This is a genomic window from Blautia sp. JLR.GB0024, from assembly GCF_037000545.1.
GTDB classification, from domain to species: Bacteria; Bacillota; Clostridia; order Lachnospirales; family Lachnospiraceae; genus Blautia; species Blautia celeris.
The window spans coordinates 21,559-43,666 of sequence record NZ_JBANBF010000007.1; the positions used below are offsets into that span (position 1 = coordinate 21,559).

Here is a 22,108-nt window from a genome sequence, read left to right on the forward strand (position 1 = left end):
GAGGACAGCTATGAGTGAGACAACCTTGTGGACAGGACTGATCATCATTTTTGTGGCAGTCGTATTTGTGACCATGTTTCAGGAAAACAGGAGAAGACAGCGGGAATTTCTCCAGAAAATAAAAAAGGGCTGGGGACAGATTCCGGATCGGGAATACACCTGGGATAAGCTGGAACAGATCGGGGAGTATTTTCGCAGGAGGAAGGACGGGCGGTTTGTCATTGACGATATTACCTGGAATGATCTGGATATGGACCGTGTGTTTATGCTTATGAACCAGACAATATCCTCACCGGGGGAGGACTATCTGTACTATCTTCTCCGTACTCCTGAATATCAGGAGGAAAAGCTTGCGGAGAGGGAACGGCTGTACACATTTTTTCGGGAACATGAGAAAGAACGCCAGAAGGTCCAGGAGATCCTGGCACACATCAGAAAGCCGCCTTCATCGTCTGTTTACCAGGCTATTCATGTGACAAAAGAGTATGACGCGGGAAAACCGTGGAAGCAGATTCTCATGTGCCTGGCTTTTGTGCTTTCTATTGCTGCGTTCATAGTGGTTCCAAGGTACGGCGTCTTTGCCTTTCTGCTTGTGACCTGTATCAATATGGGAACGTATCTGAAAGATAAGGAGGTCATACAGGTATATCTGACCGGATTTAAGTGCATGCTCCAGCTTATAAACTGTGCAGGTGCTCTGGACAAACTGAAGATAGAGGAACTTCACAGGTATACGGAGCGTCTGAATGTCTGTGAAAAAGGTTTTTCCGGCTTCCGAAACGGGGCAAATCTGGTTTTGGACCGGGATGGATTTGCCAGCGGACCGGAATCCTTTATTCTGGATTATATCAGAATGATGACCCATATCGATCTGATCAAGTTCAATTCCATGATGAAGGCCATGAAGGAGCATAAAGCGGAAGCGGAGGAGATGCTGGAGATATACGGACTTCTGGACGCCTGTATTTCCATTGCATCGTTTCGGGAGGCCATGCCGTATTACTGTGTGCCGGATTTTACGAGGTATCAAAAGGGAAGTGATGTGCGGATGAAGGTGGAAAATCTGTACCATCCGCTGATTCATGAACCTGTGGCAAACAGTATTGATGCGTCCGGCGGCATCCTGGTGACCGGCTCTAATGCCTCCGGAAAATCCACTTTCTTAAAAAATGTGGCGATGAATGCCATTCTCGCGCAGACCGTGTATACCTGTACTGCCACAGAATACGCCGCTCCGTTTTTTAAGATACAGACTTCCATGGCACTTCGGGATGACCTGGAGAGCAAGGAGAGCTACTACATTGTGGAGATCAAGTCCCTGAAGAGAATCCTGGAGGAATCCAAGGAGGAAGCCCCCCTTCTGTGCATCATTGATGAGGTGCTCCGGGGAACAAATACCATTGAGAGAATCGCGGCTTCCTCCAATATTCTGGCGCATTTGAAAAAGCCCCATGTGCTTCCCTTTGCGGCGACACATGATATTGAGCTGTCTTATATGCTGGAGGGAGCGTATACCAACTATCACTTTGAGGAGGAATTCAGGGAGGATGACGTGGAATTCAATTATCTGCTGAAAAAGGGCAGGGTTACCACAAGGAATGCCATCCGCCTGCTCTCCATGGTAGGGTACGACAGAGAAATTGTAGAAGAGTCGGAAGCTGCGGTGGCTGATTTTGAAACCACCGGAATCTGGAAAAAGGTAGGAAATGAAAATGCTTGTTAAAATATATACAGATGGTTCTGCCAGGGGAAACCCGGACGGACCGGGAGGATACGGCTGTGTCCTCCACTATACGGACGCAAAAGGAACGCTGCATGAGCGTGAGTTTTCTCAGGGATATGTGCGCACCACCAACAACCGCATGGAGCTTATGGCAGCCATTGTGGGAATGGAAGCGCTGACAAAGCCGTGTGAGGTGGAGCTGTATTCAGATTCCAAGTATCTGGTGGATGCCTTTAATCAGCACTGGATTGACGGCTGGCTGAAAAAGGGCTGGAAACGGGGAAAAAATGAACCGGTTAAGAATGTGGATCTATGGAAACGGCTCTTGAAGGCAAAAGAGCCGCATAAAGTGACATTTATCTGGGTGAAAGGGCACGACGGACACGAAATGAATGAACGCTGTGACTATCTGGCTACCAGTGCGGCGGATGGTGAAGACCTGCTGGTGGACCCCGGTGTGTAACTGCTTCATTTCAAAAGGGACTGCTGCCCGGCTGAATGGTTTCAGTCGGTGCAGCAGTCTCTTTTCTGTGTGGTTATCTGTTTTGTTTTCTCTTCTCGATTTCTGCAGAATATCCCTCGATATCCTTGCTTGACAGCTTATACCCGAATATCAGAATAAGCGCGCCGATTCCTACTGCAATAGCCGGAATTACGGTAAATCCCATACTGATTCCCCTTGCCAGCTTTTCCGTGACCTCATTGGACTGTACCACTGCAAGTGAAAAACCTGCCATGGCAAGACATGCATTGATCAGGATTCCACGGCTCACTACACCGATCTTCAGGGGGATATTACTCAGTCCCATGATCATACCGGTGGCATTTGTGCCTGTCTTATACTCGCTGTAAATTGCACAGTCTGCGTAGAGTGCCGGTCCGCAGGCGTTGGTCATGGTACAGAAAAACTGTGCAATGCTCACCATGATAAGGACCACCCAGGTACTGTTGTAGAAAAGGAAGCCAAGTACCAGCACCACGACCATACTCAGATAAGCGATGATAACGGTGTTTCTGGCCGAAAATTTTCCGGCTGCCTTTTTCGAGAGATAAGAAGCAGCGACGCCCAGCAGATTGGAAATGAGAATAAAGGTGGCGGTCAGACCGGCATTACCGGCAACATAGGTAAAGTAGTAAACGGCAATACCATTTGCTACAAACATGTAGACATATTTTGCCAGATCCGCAACGATCAGACCCAGAAGATAGGGATTTGATGTGAGGGATTTCAGCATTCCATGTCCTTTTTCTGCATGCTGGTCCTGTTTTGCCTTTTTCTCTCTCTGGAGTCTGGCAATCTCCTCTGCGCCGGTTTCTTCATATCCTTCAAACATTTTGAAATGTGCAAAGTATCCGGCTGCCATCAGAGCACCGAATACGAATGCTGCCGCACCGTATGAATTTTTGGCTCCCACAACGGCAGCCAGTATGGATACGGCACCCGGTCCCACGTAAGAATAAAGAACCATGCCCAGTGCGCCCCATAAAGCTCTCGTTGAGGAGAGGGCCATCCTGTCATCCGGTGTTTTGGAGGCAATATTGATCATTGAAATATTGGCCACAAAAGGAATATTCCAGGCAATATGACTGGTGATCGTAGCCACAATGATTACAACAATACCTGCCGCCCCGTCATTCAGCTTGATGAACTGAAATGCATACAAAAACGGCACCAGCCAGGGAATGACTGCCAGCCAGGAGCGGTAACGTCCCCATTTCATAGGTTTCATGGTATTGAGCAGAACACCGTACACCCAGGACAAGGCCGCGTCCACAAGACTTGTCAGTGTGGCTATCAGAGTTACAACAGGTATTGTATATTTTGCAATATCTGTCAGGAAAAACTGGAAATAATAGGTTTCAATATTCGTCATAAGATTGAAACCAAAATCTCCTACGCCAAAAAAGCGTTTTAACGATTTACTGATTTCCTTGCGCTCATTACTACTGTGATCTTCCATAATCCTTCCTCCCGTGCTGTCCGCCAAAAAAGCGGACTTTGTCATTGGTTACACGTTTTGGCACCTCCTGTCCATTTTTATTTTATGTATTCCGTACATAAGTTTCTGATAGTATTGAGGAGTATTTCTCACAGTTTCAGTTGGAATTTTGTTTTGTATACAAATATAGGCAATCATCGGATTCTTTTTGAGATAATTATACTGCGGCTGTAAGGTTTATACAATGTTTTGAGGACAAAAATTGAATCTTTGTGACATTTTACAATTTTAGCTGCCGCTTATCAGACTGCGCCTGAACGCGGAAGGAGTGATTCCCTTTACACTTTTAAAAGTTTCCGCATAATAGCTGGAGCCGGAAAAGCCGTGTTTCAGTGCGATTTCCGTGATGGACAGATCTTTTTTCAGAAGATCCGGAATGCTTTGTTCCACGCGGTAGGCGTTCAGATATTCAAAGGGTGTCTGATGCAGGAGACGTTTGCAGATACGTCCGCATTCCCCGGTGCTCAGGGCTGCGGCGCCTGCAATGTCTGCCAGGGAAATTTTCTGTGTATAGTGGTTCCGGATGAATTCCAGAATGGATTTTGCCTTACCTGCAGCCTCCCGGCTCCTGGCAGTAGTTTTCCGGTCAGTGCCTTTTTCCGTGAATACGGCAAAAAGAGCACCCCAGCAGGAGAGAAGACTGGCCTTTACATGCAGCTCCCAGGCCAGGTTCTTTTCCTCATACAGATGCATGCACTGAAGCAGAAGCCCGGGTATGATGCGGCTCGCATCCCTGTTTTCCGACTTCAGAGGATAAGCGGAGAAGGCGGCGCTGTCCAGAATAGGGGAGATGTATTTTTCCCGGATCAGGCTGTCCTCATACCCGTACAGAAAACGGGGATGGAAAATGACAGATAAGGTGGAAGCCTGTTCACTGACTGCGGTACCCATATGCAGGCAGTTGGAGTTGATAAAAAGTCCCTCGCCCTCCTTAATATCATAGACTGTCTCATTGACCTGATAACGCATGGAGCCGGAGAGGACGATCATCAGTTCCGATTCGGGATGCCAGTGGCAGACAAAATAGGAGGGCGCGCCCGTTCCCTCTGCCTGGAAAACTTCACTGTGCACATCCACCGGAAACGCATAATTTCCGTGGGATATCTGTTCCTTTAAATTTTTGTCCACCGCAACAACAGATGATTTCATAAAAACTGCCTCCAAAATAGAAAATGATGATATTGTTATAAAATCTGCCGTAATTCTGATAGAAAATACCGCTTTTTGTCATTATACTAGAGTTCGGAAACAAGTACAAGCTACATAAAGCTTCAGGAGGAACGAAAATGGAAAGAAAAAATAAAAGAATCGGAATGGCATTCATCGGCATTATTCTGACAGCTGTCAGCGTGGGAATCTTCCGCTATGCGGATTTCGGAGTTGACCCTTACTGCGTACTGCTGACAGGGCTGGCAAAAATCTTTCATACCAGCTTTACCATGGCGGCAAATGTGACGTGTGCCCTGCTGCTTCTTTTCGCATGGAAAATGAAAAAAAGCCTGGTGGGGGTATCCACACTATTAAATCTGCTCATATACGGTGTGGTGGCAGATGCGGTATTTGCAGCGCTGAAAAGCGTGTATGAGACACCATCCCTTATTGTCAGGATCGTATGTCTTGTCAGCGCCCTTTTCCTGCTGGCCTTTTCAGGAGCCATGTATTACACGGCAGATCTGGGAGTATCCACATATGATGCCATTGCCCTGATCATGGATGACAGAAAGATCGGAAAGTTCAAATACTGCCGAATCGCTGCTGACCTTACCTGTCTGATCGCCGGTATCCTGGCAGGAGGGGAAATCGGGATCGCAACGGTTATCATTGCCCTGACAGTGGGTCCCCTTATCCAGTATTTCCGCACTAATTTGGCAGAACCTTTCCTGGAAGGCCGCAAAATTCCCGCTTTTCTTTCTTGAAACCTGACAATTCCTGTGCTATTATTAAAAACAGTAATTTATAGCGGCAGCATTCGCGTGCTGCCCAATCATCAGGAGGTATGAACCGTGCAGAAATACGGAGTGAACGAACTTCGGAAAATGTTTTTGGAGTTCTTTGAAGGAAAAGGCCATCTGGCTATGAAGAGTTTTTCTCTTGTTCCCCATAATGATAAGAGTCTATTGTTGATCAATTCCGGTATGGCGCCGCTGAAACCATATTTTACAGGCGCTGAGGTGCCGCCCAGAAAAAGGGTGACGACCTGTCAGAAGTGTATCCGTACCGGTGATATTGAAAATGTAGGTAAGACAGCCCGTCACGGCACATTTTTTGAAATGCTGGGCAATTTCTCCTTTGGAGATTATTTTAAGAAAGAGGCAATCCGCTGGTCATGGGAATTTCTGACCGAGGTGGTAGGACTTGACGCGGACCGTCTGTATCCTTCTGTCTATCTTGACGATGATGAGGCATTTGATATCTGGAATAAAGAGATTGGAATTCCGGCTGACCGTATTTTCCGTTTTGGGAAAGAGGACAACTTCTGGGAGCACGGCGCAGGCCCATGCGGACCATGCTCTGAGATCTATTATGACAGAGGTGAGCGCTATGGATGCGGAGAACCGGGCTGTACTGTGGGCTGTGAATGTGACCGCTACATGGAAGTGTGGAATAATGTATTTACCCAGTTTGAAAATGACGGGGAAGGCCACTATGAGGAACTGCAGCAGAAGAACATCGACACAGGCATGGGCCTGGAGCGTCTGGCTGTAGCTGTGCAGGATGTGGATTCCATTTTTGATATTGACACGATTTGTGCCCTCAGAAACAAAGTCTGTGAGCTGACTCACACAGAATATAAAAAAGATGAAAATGTGGACGTATCTATCCGTCTGATCACAGACCATATCCGTTCCGCTACCTTTATGATCTCTGACGGTATTATGCCCACCAATGAAGGCAGAGGCTATGTACTGCGCCGTCTGATCCGCCGCGCTGCCCGTCACGGACGTCTTCTGGGAGTAAAAGGAAATTTCCTTGCCGCACTCAGCAATACTGTCATTGAGGGCTCCAGAGACGGTTATCCGGAATTGGAAGAGAAGAAAGACTTTATCTTCAATGTACTGACAAAGGAAGAGGAACAGTTCAGCAAGACCATTGACCAGGGACTGCATATTCTGGAAGAGATGGAGGCAGAGATGAAGGCTGCCGGAAGCAGCCAGCTTTCCGGTGAAAATGCATTTAAGTTATATGATACTTACGGATTCCCTCTGGATCTGACCAAGGAAATCCTGGAAGATAAGGGAATCTCCATTGACGAGGCCGGTTTCAAGGCAGCCATGGAAGAGCAGAGAGAAAAGGCCAGGATAGCCCGCGGAGTGACAAACTATATGGGGGCTGACGCCACGGTATATGATGAGATAGACCCGAAAATCACCACAGAGTTTGTGGGATATGACAATCTGTCCCATCCGTCCAGAATCACGGTCCTCACCACAGAGAACGAGATCGTGGATGCCCTGACAGAGGATGAGAAGGGAACCGTATTTGTGGAGGAAACTCCGTTCTATGCTACCATGGGCGGACAGGAAGGCGACAAAGGCGTGATCGAGCTGGGGGATGCCCAGTTCGTTGTGGAGGACACCATTAAGCTGCGCGGCGGCAAAGTGGGTCATGTGGGCAGACTGACAAAAGGCATGTTAAAGACAGGCGATGTGGTAACACTGAAAGTCAGCGCAAAGGACAGGGCAGACACCTGTAAGAACCACAGCGCTACCCATCTTCTGCAGAAAGCCCTGAAGACCGTTCTGGGTTCCCATGTAGAGCAGAAGGGTTCCCTGGTAACTCCGGACAGGCTCCGCTTTGACTTTGCCCATTTCCAGGCCATGACTCAGGAGGAGCTGGATCAGGTGGAAGCAATGGTCAACGAAGAGATCCAGGCAGCGCTTCCTGTGGTAACAGAGATCATGAGTATTGAGGATGCCAAGAAGACAGGAGCCATGGCTCTTTTTGGTGAGAAATACGGGGACAGTGTGCGTGTGGTTTCCATGGGAGACTTTTCCAAGGAGCTGTGCGGCGGTACGCATGTATCCAATACAGGAGTGATCACAACCTTTAAAATCGTATCCGAAGCAGGCATTGCAGCCGGGGTACGCCGGATCGAGGCACTGACCGGTGACGGCGTGTTCAAATACTACAAAGAGATGGAGCAGAAACTGGCCCATATTGCAGCACTTTTAAAAACTACCCCGGCAGAAGCAGCGGACAAGATCGTTCATCTGCAGGCAGAGGTAAAAGAGCTTCACGGAGAAAATGAGTCCCTGAAAGCCAAACTGGCACAAGAGGCAGTGGGCGATGTGATGAACCAGGTAAAAGAGGTGAAAGGCACTAAGCTGCTGGCTGTATCTGTAGCAGATGTGGATATGAACGGACTGCGCGACCTGGGCGACCAGTTAAAAGAAAAACTGGGTGAAGGTGTGGTAGTTCTCGCCAGCGTTAACGGCGGCAAAGTAAACCTGCTGGCCATGGTGACTGACAGTGCCATGAAAGCCGGTGCCCATGCAGGGAATCTTGTAAAAGGCATGGCTGCAGTAGTAGGCGGAGGCGGCGGCGGACGTCCGAACATGGCTCAGGCCGGCGGAAAAAACCCGGAAAAAGTGCCCGAAGCCCTGGAAAAAGCGGCAGAATTGCTGGAAGGTCAGTTAAAATAAAATTTAAATAAAATATTTTAAAGAAAATAAGTCAAAATAGTTGACGTACGGCAAAAATCTGATATAATATTTGATGTGCAGTAAAAATACCCAGACAGTTGTATTATGCACAATCTACAACTGGAGGGAGGTTAGGTGTGAGACTATGTCAAATGTAATCGTAAAAGAAAACGAAACTTTGGATAGCGCTTTACGTCGTTTCAAGCGTAGCTGTGCAAAAGCAGGCATTCAGCAGGAAATCCGTAAAAGAGAGCATTACGAGAAACCAAGCGTTCGTCGTAAGAAAAAATCTGAAGCAGCTAGAAAACGTAAATATAATTAATGTGCAGTAAAAGCCTCTGGACAATACCAGGGGCTTTTTTACGACTCCGGAGCCAAAAGAGAGGATGGTGAGAAGATGAAAAAGATTATCGATCTGGTGTCCAGCCGGATCTTTGTATTTGTGCTGGCTGTACTGCTGCAGCTTGTGTGGCTGGTGGCGCTGGCCTGGGGTATGAGAAATATTTCCACCACTGTGGGATGGATCATGGATATTTTAAGTCTGTTTCTGGTATTATGGCTGGTCAATAAGAAAATCAATCCCTCTTACAAGCTCGCCTGGACGATTCTGATTCTTGTCATTCCCGTTTTCGGCGCAATTGTGTACCTGCTGTTCGGCGAATCCCGTGTGGCTAAGAAGATGACAAGGGAATCCGAGGCAGTCCTCAATGAAATCGGCAATTATTTCAAAGAAGATCCCAGGACAAGAACAGAACTTCAGGATATGGACCGGGGAGTATCCATCCAGTCTGCCTACATCCGGGATTACGCCGGTTTTCCCCTCCATAAGAATACCACCACAAAGTATTATCCGGTAGGGGATACCATGTTCGTGGATATGCTGGAGGAGATTAAGAAAGCGGAGCATTTTATTTTCCTGGAATATTTTATTATACATGACGGAAGAATGTGGAGAGAAATCCTTCAGGTGCTGGAGGAAAAGGTAAAGGAGGGCGTGGATGTACGCCTGATTTACGATGATATGGGATGTGTGACCACCCTGCCCCACAGATATTATAAAGAACTGCAGAAAAAAGGCATCAAGTGTGCGGCGTTCAATCCGGTGCGGCCTGTGCTGAACATTATCCTCAACAACCGGGACCATAGAAAAATTCTGGTAATCGACGGGCATACAGGGTTCACGGGCGGCATTAATCTTGCCGATGAATATATCAATGAGGATGTGCGGTTTGGGCATTGGAAGGATACCGGTGTCATGCTGCACGGTGAGGGTGTATGGAACCTGACGGTGATGTTTCTGCAGATGTGGGCAGTGATCACCCACACCAGAAGCCATCTGCCGGCGTACGGACCTTATATCTATCACCCGGAAGAGTTTGAAAATGACGGGTTTGTACAGCCCTATGGGGACAGTCCTCTGGACAATGAGATCGTGGGGGAGAATGTCTATCTGAATATCATCAACCAGGCGAAGCGGTATGTGTACATCTGCACACCATATCTGATCATAGACAATGAGATGATGACAGCCCTGTGCCTGGCCTCCAAAAAGGGTGTGGACGTGCGGATCGTGACGCCGGGAATCCCTGACAAGAAGATGGTGTTCCTTCTCACCCAGTCTTACTATGAGCAGCTTCTGGAGGCAGGGGTGAGGATCTTTGAGTACACGCCGGGATTCATCCACTCCAAATCCTTTGTCTGTGACGATGAAATTGCCTCTGTGGGAACCATCAACCTGGATTACAGAAGCCTGTATCTGCATTTTGAGTGTGCAGTCTGGATGTACCGAAGCAGGGCTGTGATGCAGGTGAAGGAGGACATGGAGGATACCTTCCCAAAATGCAGGGAAATTTGTATGAAATTCTGCCGCAGCAGAAATATCTTTGTGCGTATGGCGCAGAGTATTCTGAGACTTTTCGCCCCCATGCTTTAGGAAAAATAATAAAAGCGGCTATGTGTACAGGATTTTTTCTTTACAAGCCGGGGGCTCCCATGATAGAATGGGCACATAAAACTTACTATGAAGACACATGTTACGAGATGCGCCAATGATATAAGGGGAGATTAAGTATGATTTGGACAAAGAGTATGTTTGGTATAGATCTCTACCATGTCACCCAGTGGTTTTTGGTTTACAGTATCCTGGGATGGGTGGTGGAATCTATATACATGTCAATCTGTAACAGGCGGCTTACCAACAGGGGATTTGTGAGAGGGCCATTCTGCCCTATTTACGGAGTGGGAGCGTTGTCTGTGTTTTTTCTGCTGAGGCCGTTCTGCGGCAACCTTCTGCTGTTATATGTGCTGGGCTGTGTATTTCCCACACTGCTTGAGTATGTGACAGCCAGGGTTATGCTGGCATTGTTCGGTGAAGTATGGTGGGATTATTCGGAGAAACCTTTTAATTACAAAGGTATCCTCTGTCTGGAAAGTACCATTGCCTGGGGGTTCTATACATTGGGCCTGTTTCTGTTTCTCCATGAAGGCGTGGAGCGTTTTGTGGACAGTTATCCGTTTACCGTGGGATACCGGGCCGGATCGCTGATGATCGCATTGTTTACAGCAGATTTTTTACATACCTTATACGAAAAGAAAAAAGACAGTCTGCCTGCCTCCTTGGGTGAGGTGAGAGAAGGGATACGCGCCCTGATTTACGGTAGATTTTAATGTTGAGGGACGCCTGAGGGCGTCCTTTTTAGTTGGTCTTGCGGGAGAAGATTTATGGCAGAGATTTGATCACAGTTCCTCGTGGGAAACGGAGGGAGGATTCGACGTAAATAAAAAAAGTGCAAAGCCATGATAATTCAGCGGGCTTCACACTTATATGGACATTATGCTATTTTGTTTTTCAGTTCGGCAATTTCTTTTTTGAGCTTTTCAACGTCTTCCATCAGATAATTGACTTTAATTTGATAGGCTATTTGCTGGTCAGTAATACTGTTGTTAGCATTGAGTTTTTTGACAAGATTACTGTAATTTTCTGCGAGAAGGGATATGTTTTTGTCACTTACATTTTCAAGATGGAGTCTTATGTCTGTTACCTGATCATCCATGCTGGACATCTTCTCTTCAATTCTCTCAAGATGTGAGTCTGCAGCGGTTACTTTTTGCAGCAACAAGTCAAGCTTTTCATCAACGGTCATTGTATTAACCTCCCTGCTTTATAGTGTATGTATTATACCATATGTATTAGTGTGAAGTCTATGTAAACATTGTTTCACTATTTCCTGATAGTATATATAGTAAGGTATATATCAGCACGGGCAGATTTTCGGTTAGATTTTATCAGGAAAAGGATTCCAGATTGCCTTCTCTAGGATCATAAGGGGAGTCTGTATAATGAATATGTATGGTCCAGATAAAATCCCAGTTTTTCTGCCAGTGACCTTGAAGCGGTATTAGTAAACATACAATCCCAATAAGGCTCGCAGCCATCTTCTAATAATTTAGAAACAAATGATTCTGTAGCCATTTGTGAAAACCCTCTTCTTCTGTGATGTTCTAAGGTTTCAATTCCTATGGTATAAGTATTCTGATATACAAAATTGGTGATACAATAACTTACAATCTTTTTATTTTCTATAACACAAAATCCAAAAGCCTGTTCAAAAAAATAATCTAATGAATCCCACCAGCGCAAAATCTCTGATTCAACAAATTCCGGATTAAGTATCTCTGCTGATTGTATTAAATTCAAATCTATTTTTCGTATATCAGTATCTTTACACAGCCCGTTTGTTTTATGGTATTTCCATTTGTCAAAATCTAACTGATAGACGCATTGTCTGGATTTGATTAGTTCTTTGAAATTAAAGATTTTTTCCAGCACGGAATCCCATATAATACAATCGCCGCTAAATTCAAAATGATTCAGTCCGCTTTGTATTATACGGAATCTCAGGTGATTAATAATAAATTCTATTATTTCGGCATTGAATGTATGATTATCTGGATTGCCAATAAAATAAAACCCTTCAATTCCTTTAGACCATAAAAGTACAGTGGCGGGGGTTTCCAATGAATCTACAAACACCCATCCCGTATTTATACCGCTTAATACAGCCATTATTTCGATATTGTCCCATTGTTTGTGGACTATATCTTTTATACTGTCAAATCGCTCTTTTTTTAGTTCATAAATCATAGGATTCCTCTCTGCTGTTTTAGAAAATAATAATTACATGTCCTTCTCCAGGCTTTTTATTTGTTATTGTATCATGTGGCTCTATGCATGTCTACTTTAGAAAATAATATATCATCTATCTCATCTCCATCAAATAAAAAGTGCATGGGATTGAAAATTTGACTTTGCATTTTAAGGCGCTTTTTATAAGCCGCCTTATATAAATAAAACGAGAAGAGAAGATGATGCAACATTTCGGTCTTTGATTGACACAGTTATATTAGCATAGAGCATTTTACTGTTGAAAAAGGGGGAATTGTTAAATGAGAGTAAGGAAAACAGGAAAAATATTTGTTATATTGGGGAGTCTGCTGCTATTATGCATATTATTTTTATCTGCCAGCGAACAAAAACGGAATGGGTATTTCCAAGGAGAGGAAGAGGATGAGAATACAATTACCGGAAAGATTATAGAAGTCCGTGATACTTCGATTCTTTTATTACATGAGGGAGATGTGAACGAAGGACTCATGGAAGCAGAAATAAAAAATGTCAAAATATATAGTCAAAATAAACAAGAAATAAAAGCAGATACACTGAAACCCGGAATGTATATTCGATTGTCAATTCAGGAAGGCAGTACGGTTATAGAGCGTTATCCCTTGCTGATCAGTGGTGCGCAGGAAATTCATGTTCTGGAACAGGGGAATGATTACATAGGTTTGTATCTGGATATAATAGAGGAGATTTATGGCAGAGATTCCGCCCTAAACGATGGAATGCGGGTTATGGCCCTGGACTTGACTCAGGTGAGAAATCTTTCTGACAGTGAAAAAGAGGCAATCCGGTATTTGCTTGAGCCACTTCTTGAGACCTGGCAAAAAGACAGTATCGGCAGCCCGGGAACTGTGAAGTGTCCGAATCCGAATGTGATTCTTGTAGCGGAGGAGGATTTGATGGAACAAGGGCTGTTAAGTGAAGATGGTTCATATTTTCCGGAGGGAATATTGATTAAAATAAGGACAGTAAGAAACAGAAAAAACAGTTTTACTTTTTCAGCTAAAAAATGGAGTTCCGGTCTTGGGGCAAATGGATATGATGACTGTAAAGCTTCTTTTAAGGAGGGAGCAGGGACATACAAGCTGAATTTTACATGGATTTCCTGAAGATAGCAGCGATAATGAGAAAGAGGCTTTCCGTATTCTATTTTTTATCCCGGTGTAATACAATTCTATAAGAGCATTTCTACGGGAGAGCGGTATGTTTCGGAAAGCATCTGTTTTTCTGGTCTTATTTTCCCTTATTGTCAATATAGCCCTGCCGGTTACGGTGCACGCGGAGGGGGAGGATTTGATCACCGCACCTCATGGGGTTCTGATGGAGGCTTCCACAGGGACCATAATCTACGAGAAGGACAAAGACACCAAGGTCTACCCGGCAAGTATTACGAAAATCATGACCCTGGTGCTGATATTTGACGAGATTGCCAAGGGCACCCTACATATGGAGGATGAAGTGACTACAAGTGCCTACGCCAAGTCCATGGGCGGTTCCCAGGTCTATCTGGAGGAGGGCGAGAAGCAGACAGTGGAGACCATGATCAAGTGTATTGTCATTGCCTCCGGAAATGATGCCAGCGTCGCCATGGCGGAACATATAGCCGGAAGCGAAGCGGAGTTTGTCAAACGTATGAATGAGAGGGCAGCGGGACTTAACATGACAGGAACTCATTTTGAGGACTGCTGCGGACTGACGGAGTCCACCAACCATTATACCACCGCATATGACGTAGCCCTTATGTCCAGGGAGCTGGTGACAAAATATCCCAAGGTTCTGGATTTTTCCTCTATCTGGATGGAAAATATCACCCATAACACGGCAAAGGGGAGCAGTGAGTTCGGCCTTACCAATACAAACAAGCTGCTGCGAAGCTATGACGGCTGTGTGGGCTTAAAGACAGGGAGTACCAGCCTGGCAAAATACTGCGTCTCCGAGGTGGCAAAGAGAAACGGGATCACTCTGATAAGCGTGGTGATGACAGCACCTGACTATAAAGTACGGTTTAAAGATGCTGCGGCGATGCTGAATCTGGGTTTTGGCGCCTGTAACCTTTATGTGGATGAAAACAAAGACAGCCTGCCGAAGGTTCCGGTGAAGGGAGCCATTCAGGATAAGGCGTCTGTATCCTATGAAGAGGATTTCCGTTATCTGGATACAAAAGGGGAGGCTCTTGATAATGTGCAGAAGAAAATTAACCTGAAGAAGAGCACAGATGCCCCGGTGAAGAAAGGCAGTAAAGCCGGGACCGCGGATTATTATCTGAACGGGAAGAAAATAGGCAGTGTGAATCTGCTTTTTAGTGAAAAAGTGGAGAAGGCCGGCTATATGGACTATGTGAAAAAAGTATTCAAAACATTTTTCTGAAAAAATAAAATTAGGGTATTGCAGGATAGAAATGTTTGCATTATAATAGCCCGGTAACAAAAAGACGGAGGGTGCCCGCTGGCACCTTCCTTTTTCGTGAAAAAATGACTTGATGGCAGGAAGAAGGCAGAGCCTGCGCCCTTTTGCCTGCCGGCGGACACATTGTTTACAGAGAGAATGAGGAGAGGCATGCAGAAAGATATGACGGCCGGCAGCCCGGCAAAAGCGATTGTAGGATTTACAATTCCGGTATTTATCGGAAATATTTTTCAGCAGTTTTACAGTATGGTGGACACCATCATCGTAGGAAAATTCGTGGGTACAAAAGCACTGGCAGCAGTGGGTAGTGTGGGTACCATTAACTTTTTGATTATAGGCTTTATGCTGGGACTGACCGCGGGATTTACGGTACTGACTGCCCAGAGATACGGTGCGGGGGATATGAAGAATATGAGACGGACCGTGGGGTCGGCAGCCGTGCTGTCCCTGATCGTTACTATTGTCATGACTCTGGTGAGTATGCTGGGAATGCATGGGCTGCTGGAATTTATGCATACTCCGGAGGATATTTTCGGTGATGCGTACCGGTATATTATGATCATCTGCGGCGGTATATTTGCTACGGTGCTGTATAATCTGCTGGCAAGTGTCTTGAGGGCGCTGGGAAACAGCCAGGTGCCGCTGTATTTTCTGATCTTGTCGGCACTGCTGAATGTGGTGCTGGACCTGCTGTTTATCATTGTATTTCATTGGGGAGCAGCGGGTGCAGCCTATGCCACTGTGATCTCCCAGGGTGTTTCCGGTGTTCTCTGCTTGGTGTATATAGCGAAGAAAATGCCGGAACTGCGGCTTCAGAAGGAGGATTTTCGTCTGTCAGCCCATATTGTGAAGATGCAGGTGGGAATCGGCATTCCCATGGCGCTCCAGTTTTCCATCACCGCCATTGGTACTATGATGGTGCAGTCCGCGCTGAATATGCTGGGCTCCATGGCTGTAGCTGCCTTTACAGCGGCCAGCAAGGTGGAGCAGATTGCCACACAGGCTTATGTGGCTCTGGGAACCACCATGGCAACCTACTGTGCCCAGAACATGGGTGCAGGCAGAATTGACAGGATCCGTATGGGCTTCCGGGCATCTACCTGGATGGGTGTGGTTTACTCCCTGGTGTTTGGACTTCTGACCGCTTTCTTTGGAAAGTACCTGACCTATCTCTTTGTGTCAAGCGATGTGCAGACACTGATGGGGCAGGTGGATATCTACCTGAAATGCGCCTCCCTGTTTTTCATTGCCCTGAATATTGTAAATGTATACCGAAACGGCATTCAGGGCATGGGATATGGTATACTGCCCATGATGGCAGGCGTGGCGGAGCTTTTTGGCCGCGGTATCGTGGCTCTGGCGGCAGGGCTGAACAGGAGCTACCTGCTTGCCTGCCTGGCAAGTCCGGTTGCCTGGGTATTTGCAGGTGTGCTGCTGCTTTTCATGTACCGTCTGGTTATGAAGCAGCAGGAAAAGGTTTTCGGCAGCAGTTTCAAAAAAAGCAGATAGTCTTACTTTTCTTTTTTCTCTTTATGGGGTAAAATAGAGAGAAAAGAGAGAAGAGCAGGGAATATTTGTGAAGAAATTTGTGACGACTACTTACAGGATAACAACAGATAAGATAAAAAGACATCCGCTGAGATTCGTGATGATTAGTGACCTCCACAATGTGGTGTTCGGGGAAAGAAATGATCCGGTTTTTGAAAAGATCAGGGCTCTTAACCCGGATGCCATATTGATAGCCGGAGACCTGGTGCTGGGAAAAGAAGACGCGTCCCTGAAACCGGCTGCGGCATTTTTAAGCGAGGCCGTTAAACTGGCACCCGTATTATACGGGCCGGGCAATCACGAGCAGCGGATGAAATTATTCACAGAGGAATACGGGGGCCGATTCTCTGCGTTTGAAAAGAAAATGAAACAGATGGGTGTCTCCTATCTGGAAAATGAGCGTGTCGTTTGGCAGATAAAGGGGGAAACCGTGGCGGTGACCGGGCTGGATCTGCCTATTGAATATTATAACAGAGGGCCTCAGAAGGGACCGGGAAGAAAAGAACTGGAAGGGCTGATCGGAAGGCCCGACAAAGATGTATATGAGATCCTGCTTGCCCATACACCCAGGTTTGGGGATGACTATTTTGCATGGGGGGCGGATTTGATTCTGTCCGGGCATTACCACGGGGGAATCATGCGGCTTCCGTTTTTAGGCAGTGTTATCAGCCCTGATTTTCGTCTGTTTCCCCGCTATGCTTACGGGGAATACAGAAAGAAAGACAATACGCCTGCAAAAAGGGCGGGAAGAAGACAAAGAGTAACAGGAAAGGAACAGATCATGATTACAGGTGCGGGACTGGGTGAGCACACACTGCCTCTTCGGATCAACAATCCGAGAGAACTGGTGGTGCTGGAATGTCTGCCGAAAGAGGTGTGAAATGGAAGAGAAAAACGGTATGGTAAAAATACGTGAAAATGTGGGGAAGGTGATTGTGGGAAAAGAAAAGGTGCTGGAGCTTCTTCTCACTGCCCTGACTGCCGGAGGCCATGTCCTTTTGGAGGACGTGCCCGGAACAGGCAAGACGATGATGGCGAAATCCCTGGCCCGCTCCATGGACGGGAAATTCTCCCGCATTCAGTTTACGCCGGATCTGCTGCCCTCTGATGTGACGGGGCTAAATTATTATAACCAGAAGGCAGGTGAGTTTCTATTCAAAGAAGGACCTGCTTTCTGCAACATTCTGCTGGCTGATGAGATCAACCGTGCCACGCCGAGGACTCAGTCAAGCCTTCTGGAGTGTATGGAGGAGCACCAGATTACCATTGACGGGGAAACCAGGACACTTCAGGAGCCTTTTTTTGTCATTGCCACTCAGAATCCGGTGGAGACCACAGGCACATTTCCGCTTCCGGAAGCGCAGATGGACCGTTTTTTTATGCGCCTTTCCATGGGGCTGCCGGACAAGGAGGAGGAGCTGGCCATCCTGGACCGTTTTGAGGACAGACAGCCTCTTTTTGAGCTTTCCTGTGTGTGTACAAAGGAAGAACTTCTAAATGCAAGAGAGGCATACAAAAAGGTATATGTGCACCCGGATCTGAAGTCCTATCTGGTGGAGGTGGTGCAGGCCACCCGAACAGCAGGAGATGTGATCGCAGGTGTAAGTCCAAGGGGTACCCTGGCTCTTTTTAACGGCGCGAAAGCTTATGCCTATGTAAAGGGCAGGGATTATGTGGTGCCGGAGGATATAAAAACCGTGGCGGTTCCCATTCTGGCCCACAGAATGATCATGACCTCCGGATACGGACAGGAGGAGAGCGGCAGCCAGGCAATTCAGCGGATCCTGAATCAGGTCCCTGTACCCACAGAGGAGTGGAAGAGAAAAACATGACAATTTTTTTGCTTTTGCTGGGAGCCGTCCTGCTGCAGTTTTTGGCGGAGTGGTTCTACCGAAAGAATTGGGACAGGCATCTGGAGGTAAATGTAAAATTCCAGGAACAGCCCGTCCACGAAGGGGAGAAGGCATACCTGACGGAAACCATTGAAAACAGAAAATGGCTCCTTCTTCCCATGCTGCAGGCAGCCTTTCGGGTACATAGAAACCTCTTCTTTGAGGAGGAGGAAAATACCAGTATCTCCGACTATACCTATAAAAGAGATATCTTCTCCGTACTGTTTTACCAGAAAATAGAGCGGGAAATCACATTTCTGGCAAGGAAAAGGGGATACTACGAGATTGAGCAGGCAGAGATTCTCACAAGAGGCCTTCTTATGAACCGTGAGATGTATCGGACCATGCCTCTTTCCACCCATCTGTATGTATATCCGAGAACGATTCCCGTCTCCCGCATGGAAATTCCCTTTAAAAAGCTTATGGGACAGGTCTTGGTACGGCAGCGGATGTATGAGGACCCTTTTTCCTTCCGCGGCCTGCGGGAATACCAGCCGGGGGACCCTATGAATAAAATCAACTGGAAGGCCTCCGCAAAAGAAGGCGGTCTTATGGTAAATCTGCTGGATTCCACATCCAGTGCCCAGGTCCTCATCTATCTGGATGTGGAGGATGAGACCATATGGAAATACGAAGAGATCCACGAGGCAGGCATTTCCCTGGCCGTCTCCTTAGCAGAACAGCTTCTGCAGAGAGGCATTGCCACAGGCCTTGTCACCAACGGCAGGGATCACATCACAGAGGCACCCATCGCCGTTTTGCCCGGCACGGGAAGAGGACAGCTTGTAAAACTGTATCAGAATCTGGCAAGACTGGATCTGGACCTTCCCGCCGGAAAGTTTCCCGAACTTTTAAGTGCGCAGCGCCGTCTTTTGTCAGAAGGCCGGGGTATCCCTGTTCTTATTTCCAAAAATCAGGGCCAGCCTCTTTTTACAGAGATGGAAACACTTGCGAAGGCCGGGGGCAGCGCCCTGTGGATTTCCACCCTGTACAAGGATATGGAGTGGAAGCTTCCGTGCTCGCCCCACATGGAGATCATACGCTGGGAGGTGCCGAGATGAAAATAGATCTGCTGGTTGTATACCGCTTTTTTCATACATTTCTTCTGACGGACAGTCTGGCACTTTTGATCCTGTCTTTCGGCGGGGATATCATGCCGATTCAGATGATGAAAAGCCTGCTGCTGTTTGTCCCCATACTGCTCTTATACTGGATACAGCGCCGCTTTCAGAGTCTGCTTCTTTTTGCAGTGTCAGGTGCAGTAAGCCTGGCAGTTCTGTATACTGCCTCTCAAACGGTGTGGGAGAGAGCAGCGTTCATGGTCTGCGGAGCTCTTCTTGTGCTTCTGTACTTCTTTGAGCGGGCGGGAAGCGGAGAGAGCCTTCTTGTGCGGCCTTCCTACGCGGGGCTTCTGATTTTTGCAGGTATCTATATCTATACACTGGCATACCATAAGAGCACTCTGGGAACGGTCATCTGTCTTTTCACAGGGGCTTATTGGCTGCTCACCATTCTTTCGGAAAACCGGCGCTCCCTTCTGAAGCTGTATGCACAGAATGAGAAGCTCCACAGATTCCCGAAAAACAGAATCGCGGAGGGGAACAGGATCGCCCTGGGCGGTTTCTGTGTTCTTGTCACTGCGGGAATGATATTTCTGCCCATGTCCGGCTTTGACAAGGTCTTACAAAGAATTGGGCACCTGCTGGTACGTCTGCTTCGGAGACTTCTGGCAGGTCTTGGCGGGGCGGAGGAGCTGATCCAGGAGGAGCCGGAGATGGCGGAACAGATGCCGTTTTTTCCGGGAGAATTTAAGGAGGCTTCCCCTTTCTGGCAGGCGCTTTTTCAAATACTGGAAAAAGTGTTTGTTTTACTGTTTCTGGCAGCAGTTGTTTATCTTGTCTGCCGTATCCTTTATGATTTATATAAAAAATACCATGAAACCGTTCTTACGGACGGGGACCGCGTGGAGTTTCTTTCCCCCGTGAAGGGAGACCGGAAAGAGGGATTGAAAAAGAGAAAGAGAAGCGGCAGCCTTTTCTCTGCCCGCTCCGCAAATGAGATGATCCGCAGATATTATAAAAAGAAGATAGAGAGCACTGCAAAAAAGACCATCCCTGTGTCATTGGCCCCGGAGGAGATTGAGGAGACAGCAGGGCTGTCGGGTGCCGAGGGGATGGAAGAATTCCATGAGATATATGAGAAGGCAAGATACGGGAAAGAAAGATGCGGACAGGATGAGGTTTTGAGGATGAGAGAGCTGAGGTGACAGTTTGGCCGGTCCGGACCAGACCGGGGAAGATGATGCAAGGAATATTCTGGACTTTTTACTGAAAATAGTGTAGAATGTCGTAAGCGGTATGCCCGATACCATGGAAAGGATGAGAATAAATGGGAATCCCGGTAAAGCTTCCGGTGTTTGAGGGGCCTTTAGACCTGCTTTTACACCTGATTGAGAAGAATAAAGTAAATATTTACGACATTCCCATTGTGGAGATAACGGATCAGTACATGGAGTATATTCACCAGATGGAGAGGGAAGATCTGAATATCATGAGCGAGTTCATGGTCATGGCGGCAACCCTCATTTCTATCAAATGCAGGATGCTTCTCCCAAAAGAAGTCAATGAGGACGGTGAGGAAGAAGATCCCAGAGACGAACTGGTGCGTCAGCTTCTGGAGTATAAGATGTATAAATATATGTCCTATGAACTCAGGGACCGGATGGCAGAAGCGGCAAAAAGTATCTATAAGCTCCCCACCCTTCCAAGGGAAGTGGAGGACTACAGGGAGCCTGTGGATACCAGCGAGCTTCTGGACGGGCTGACACTGGGACGTCTTCACAAAATTTTCCAGGATGTATTAAAACGCCAGGAGGATAAAAAGGACCCCATCCGAAGCAATTTCGGCAAGATTGAGCAGGAGGAGGTCAGTCTTCCGGAGAAAATGACCGACGTGGAGGAGTACGCCAGAAGACACCGGCGTTTCAGCTTTCGTGACCTTCTGGGAAAACAGGCCAGCAAATTCCAGGTGGTGGTTACATTTCTGGCGATCCTGGAGCTGATGAAGACAGGAAAGATATCTATCAGGCAGGAGCATATTTTTGACGATATTCAGATTGAGAGCAAGGAGGCAGGGGACCCGTATGGAAATTGAACATCTGGAAGGCGCTGTTGAGGCGCTTTTGTTTGCTATGGGGGAATCCGTAGAGGTTTCCGCCATTGCCAAGGCTATAGGACATGATACGGAAACCACCAGAAAGATCATTCGGAATATGATGCTGAAATATAATGCCGGGGACCGGGGAATCAAGATCATAGAGCTGGAAAATGCATATCAGATGTGCACAAAGGAAGAGTATTATGACTATCTGGTCAAGCTTGCCCTGCAGCCGAAAAAGGCGGTGCTGACAGACGTTATGCTGGAGACACTCTCCATCATTGCCTATAAACAGCCGGTCACAAAACTTGAAATAGAGAAGATACGCGGTGTCAAGTCTGACCATGCGGTGAACAAACTCATGGAATATAATCTGGTACAGGAGGTCGGCCGTCTGGACGCACCGGGAAGGCCGCTGCTCTTTGGAACCACGGAGGAGTTTTTAAGAAACTTCGGGGTTCAGGGGCTGGATGAGCTGCCGGAGCTGGACCCGGTACAGATAGAAGATTTCAAGGCAGAAGCAGAAGAAGAAATTCAGCTTAAGCTGGATGTATAAACGG

At 47.0% G+C, this 22,108-nt stretch carries 20 protein-coding genes; 16 read left to right on the forward strand and 4 right to left on the reverse strand.

Features of this window, described 5'->3' with window-relative positions:
- The first annotated feature begins 10 nt into the window (after positions 1-10).
- Positions 11-1,723 carry a MutS-related protein gene (locus tag V8Q34_RS16260; RefSeq protein WP_335835916.1) on the forward strand — a complete coding sequence of 571 codons (1,713 nt, stop codon included), beginning with the start codon at positions 11-13 and terminating at the stop codon, positions 1,721-1,723.
- Entirely contained in the window at positions 1,713-2,186 is a 474-nt protein-coding gene (gene rnhA, locus V8Q34_RS16265) for a ribonuclease HI (RefSeq protein ID WP_033141800.1), read from the forward strand. The genes V8Q34_RS16260 and rnhA overlap by 11 nt, the downstream gene beginning before the upstream one ends.
- 73 nt (positions 2,187-2,259) lie before the next feature.
- On the opposite strand, the gene V8Q34_RS16270 is transcribed toward rnhA, so the two are convergent.
- Positions 2,260-3,684 carry an MFS transporter gene (locus V8Q34_RS16270; protein WP_033141851.1) on the reverse strand — a complete coding sequence of 475 codons (1,425 nt, stop codon included), beginning with the start codon at positions 3,682-3,684 and terminating at the stop codon, positions 2,260-2,262.
- A gap of 267 nt (positions 3,685-3,951) precedes the next feature.
- Positions 3,952-4,872: an AraC family transcriptional regulator gene (locus V8Q34_RS16275; RefSeq protein ID WP_256139850.1), complete on the reverse strand. Its 921-nt coding sequence runs from the start codon at positions 4,870-4,872 to the stop codon at positions 3,952-3,954.
- Between the two features lie 137 nt (positions 4,873-5,009).
- Here V8Q34_RS16275 and V8Q34_RS16280 point away from each other — a divergent pair, with 137 nt between their 5' ends.
- The 5 genes from V8Q34_RS16280 (at position 5,010) to V8Q34_RS16300 (ending at position 11,033) form a co-directional block, all read left to right on the forward strand.
- Positions 5,010-5,639, forward strand: a complete 630-nt coding sequence (locus tag V8Q34_RS16280; protein ID WP_103732857.1) for a YczE/YyaS/YitT family protein — start codon at positions 5,010-5,012, stop codon at positions 5,637-5,639.
- An 87-nt stretch (positions 5,640-5,726) separates the two neighbouring features.
- Positions 5,727-8,366, forward strand: coding sequence for an alanine--tRNA ligase (gene alaS / locus V8Q34_RS16285; RefSeq protein WP_103732858.1), 2,640 nt, complete (start codon positions 5,727-5,729; stop codon positions 8,364-8,366).
- Positions 8,367-8,511: 145 nt separating this feature from the next.
- Entirely contained in the window at positions 8,512-8,688 is a 177-nt protein-coding gene (gene rpsU / locus V8Q34_RS16290) for a 30S ribosomal protein S21 (RefSeq protein ID WP_004222305.1), read from the forward strand.
- A 75-nt stretch (positions 8,689-8,763) separates the two neighbouring features.
- Complete coding sequence (gene cls, locus V8Q34_RS16295; protein ID WP_033141796.1) at positions 8,764-10,299, forward strand: cardiolipin synthase; 1,536 nt, start codon at positions 8,764-8,766, stop codon at positions 10,297-10,299.
- A 137-nt stretch (positions 10,300-10,436) separates the two neighbouring features.
- A complete protein-coding gene (locus V8Q34_RS16300; RefSeq protein ID WP_181014550.1) occupies positions 10,437-11,033 on the forward strand; it encodes a putative ABC transporter permease in 597 nt (198 codons plus the stop codon).
- 164 nt (positions 11,034-11,197) lie between these two features.
- On the opposite strand, the gene V8Q34_RS16305 is transcribed toward V8Q34_RS16300, so the two are convergent.
- Together V8Q34_RS16305 and V8Q34_RS16310 are read right to left on the reverse strand one after the other, a co-directional pair.
- Positions 11,198-11,509 (reverse strand): hypothetical protein, encoded by a 312-nt coding sequence (locus V8Q34_RS16305; protein ID WP_052099523.1) that lies wholly within the window; start codon positions 11,507-11,509, stop codon positions 11,198-11,200.
- Positions 11,510-11,685: 176 nt separating this feature from the next.
- The gene (locus tag V8Q34_RS16310; RefSeq protein ID WP_335835917.1) at positions 11,686-12,510 is read right to left on the reverse strand and encodes a GNAT family N-acetyltransferase; all 825 of its coding nucleotides are present in this window, start codon (positions 12,508-12,510) and stop codon (positions 11,686-11,688) included.
- 302 nt (positions 12,511-12,812) lie between these two features.
- Between V8Q34_RS16310 and V8Q34_RS16315 the strand changes: the two genes are divergently transcribed.
- The 9 genes from V8Q34_RS16315 (at position 12,813) to scpB (ending at position 22,104) form a co-directional block, all read left to right on the forward strand.
- Positions 12,813-13,655, forward strand: a complete 843-nt coding sequence (locus tag V8Q34_RS16315) for a hypothetical protein (protein WP_335835918.1) — start codon at positions 12,813-12,815, stop codon at positions 13,653-13,655.
- A 94-nt stretch (positions 13,656-13,749) separates the two neighbouring features.
- On the forward strand, positions 13,750-14,913 hold the full coding sequence (locus V8Q34_RS16320; RefSeq protein ID WP_227211083.1) for a D-alanyl-D-alanine carboxypeptidase family protein: 1,164 nt from the start codon (positions 13,750-13,752) through the stop codon (positions 14,911-14,913).
- Between the two features lie 189 nt (positions 14,914-15,102).
- Positions 15,103-16,461, forward strand: a complete 1,359-nt coding sequence (locus tag V8Q34_RS16325) for an MATE family efflux transporter (protein ID WP_033141792.1) — start codon at positions 15,103-15,105, stop codon at positions 16,459-16,461.
- Positions 16,462-16,528: 67 nt separating this feature from the next.
- Positions 16,529-17,380: a metallophosphoesterase gene (locus V8Q34_RS16330; protein ID WP_227211084.1), complete on the forward strand. Its 852-nt coding sequence runs from the start codon at positions 16,529-16,531 to the stop codon at positions 17,378-17,380.
- A 1-nt stretch (position 17,381) separates the two neighbouring features.
- Positions 17,382-18,332 carry an AAA family ATPase gene (locus V8Q34_RS16335; protein ID WP_033141790.1) on the forward strand — a complete coding sequence of 317 codons (951 nt, stop codon included), beginning with the start codon at positions 17,382-17,384 and terminating at the stop codon, positions 18,330-18,332.
- Positions 18,329-19,453 (forward strand): DUF58 domain-containing protein, encoded by a 1,125-nt coding sequence (locus V8Q34_RS16340; RefSeq protein WP_033141789.1) that lies wholly within the window; start codon positions 18,329-18,331, stop codon positions 19,451-19,453. The genes V8Q34_RS16335 and V8Q34_RS16340 overlap by 4 nt, the downstream gene beginning before the upstream one ends.
- Positions 19,450-20,658, forward strand: coding sequence for a hypothetical protein (locus tag V8Q34_RS16345; protein WP_335835919.1), 1,209 nt, complete (start codon positions 19,450-19,452; stop codon positions 20,656-20,658). Before V8Q34_RS16340 ends, V8Q34_RS16345 begins: the two co-directional genes overlap by 4 nt.
- 122 nt (positions 20,659-20,780) lie before the next feature.
- Positions 20,781-21,545, forward strand: coding sequence for a segregation and condensation protein A (locus V8Q34_RS16350; protein WP_033141787.1), 765 nt, complete (start codon positions 20,781-20,783; stop codon positions 21,543-21,545).
- Positions 21,535-22,104 (forward strand): SMC-Scp complex subunit ScpB, encoded by a 570-nt coding sequence (gene scpB, locus V8Q34_RS16355; RefSeq protein WP_033141786.1) that lies wholly within the window; start codon positions 21,535-21,537, stop codon positions 22,102-22,104. Before V8Q34_RS16350 ends, scpB begins: the two co-directional genes overlap by 11 nt.
- Positions 22,105-22,108: the final 4 nt, after the last annotated feature.

Coding starts and splice junctions, on each gene's coding strand:
- V8Q34_RS16260 (WP_335835916.1), top strand. CDS start 11: ATGAGTGAGACAACCTTGTGGACAGGACTGATCATCATTTTTGTGGCA.
- rnhA (WP_033141800.1), top strand. CDS start 1,713: ATGCTTGTTAAAATATATACAGATGGTTCTGCCAGGGGAAACCCGGAC.
- V8Q34_RS16270 (WP_033141851.1), bottom strand. CDS start 3,684: ATGGAAGATCACAGTAGTAATGAGCGCAAGGAAATCAGTAAATCGTTA.
- V8Q34_RS16275 (WP_256139850.1), bottom strand. CDS start 4,872: ATGAAATCATCTGTTGTTGCGGTGGACAAAAATTTAAAGGAACAGATA.
- V8Q34_RS16280 (WP_103732857.1), top strand. CDS start 5,010: ATGGAAAGAAAAAATAAAAGAATCGGAATGGCATTCATCGGCATTATT.
- rpsU (WP_004222305.1), top strand. CDS start 8,512: ATGTCAAATGTAATCGTAAAAGAAAACGAAACTTTGGATAGCGCTTTA.
- cls (WP_033141796.1), top strand. CDS start 8,764: ATGAAAAAGATTATCGATCTGGTGTCCAGCCGGATCTTTGTATTTGTG.
- V8Q34_RS16300 (WP_181014550.1), top strand. CDS start 10,437: ATGATTTGGACAAAGAGTATGTTTGGTATAGATCTCTACCATGTCACC.
- V8Q34_RS16305 (WP_052099523.1), bottom strand. CDS start 11,509: ATGACCGTTGATGAAAAGCTTGACTTGTTGCTGCAAAAAGTAACCGCT.
- V8Q34_RS16310 (WP_335835917.1), bottom strand. CDS start 12,510: ATGATTTATGAACTAAAAAAAGAGCGATTTGACAGTATAAAAGATATA.
- V8Q34_RS16315 (WP_335835918.1), top strand. CDS start 12,813: ATGAGAGTAAGGAAAACAGGAAAAATATTTGTTATATTGGGGAGTCTG.
- V8Q34_RS16320 (WP_227211083.1), top strand. CDS start 13,750: ATGTTTCGGAAAGCATCTGTTTTTCTGGTCTTATTTTCCCTTATTGTC.
- V8Q34_RS16325 (WP_033141792.1), top strand. CDS start 15,103: ATGCAGAAAGATATGACGGCCGGCAGCCCGGCAAAAGCGATTGTAGGA.
- V8Q34_RS16335 (WP_033141790.1), top strand. CDS start 17,382: ATGGAAGAGAAAAACGGTATGGTAAAAATACGTGAAAATGTGGGGAAG.
- V8Q34_RS16340 (WP_033141789.1), top strand. CDS start 18,329: ATGACAATTTTTTTGCTTTTGCTGGGAGCCGTCCTGCTGCAGTTTTTG.
- V8Q34_RS16345 (WP_335835919.1), top strand. CDS start 19,450: ATGAAAATAGATCTGCTGGTTGTATACCGCTTTTTTCATACATTTCTT.
- V8Q34_RS16350 (WP_033141787.1), top strand. CDS start 20,781: ATGGGAATCCCGGTAAAGCTTCCGGTGTTTGAGGGGCCTTTAGACCTG.
- scpB (WP_033141786.1), top strand. CDS start 21,535: ATGGAAATTGAACATCTGGAAGGCGCTGTTGAGGCGCTTTTGTTTGCT.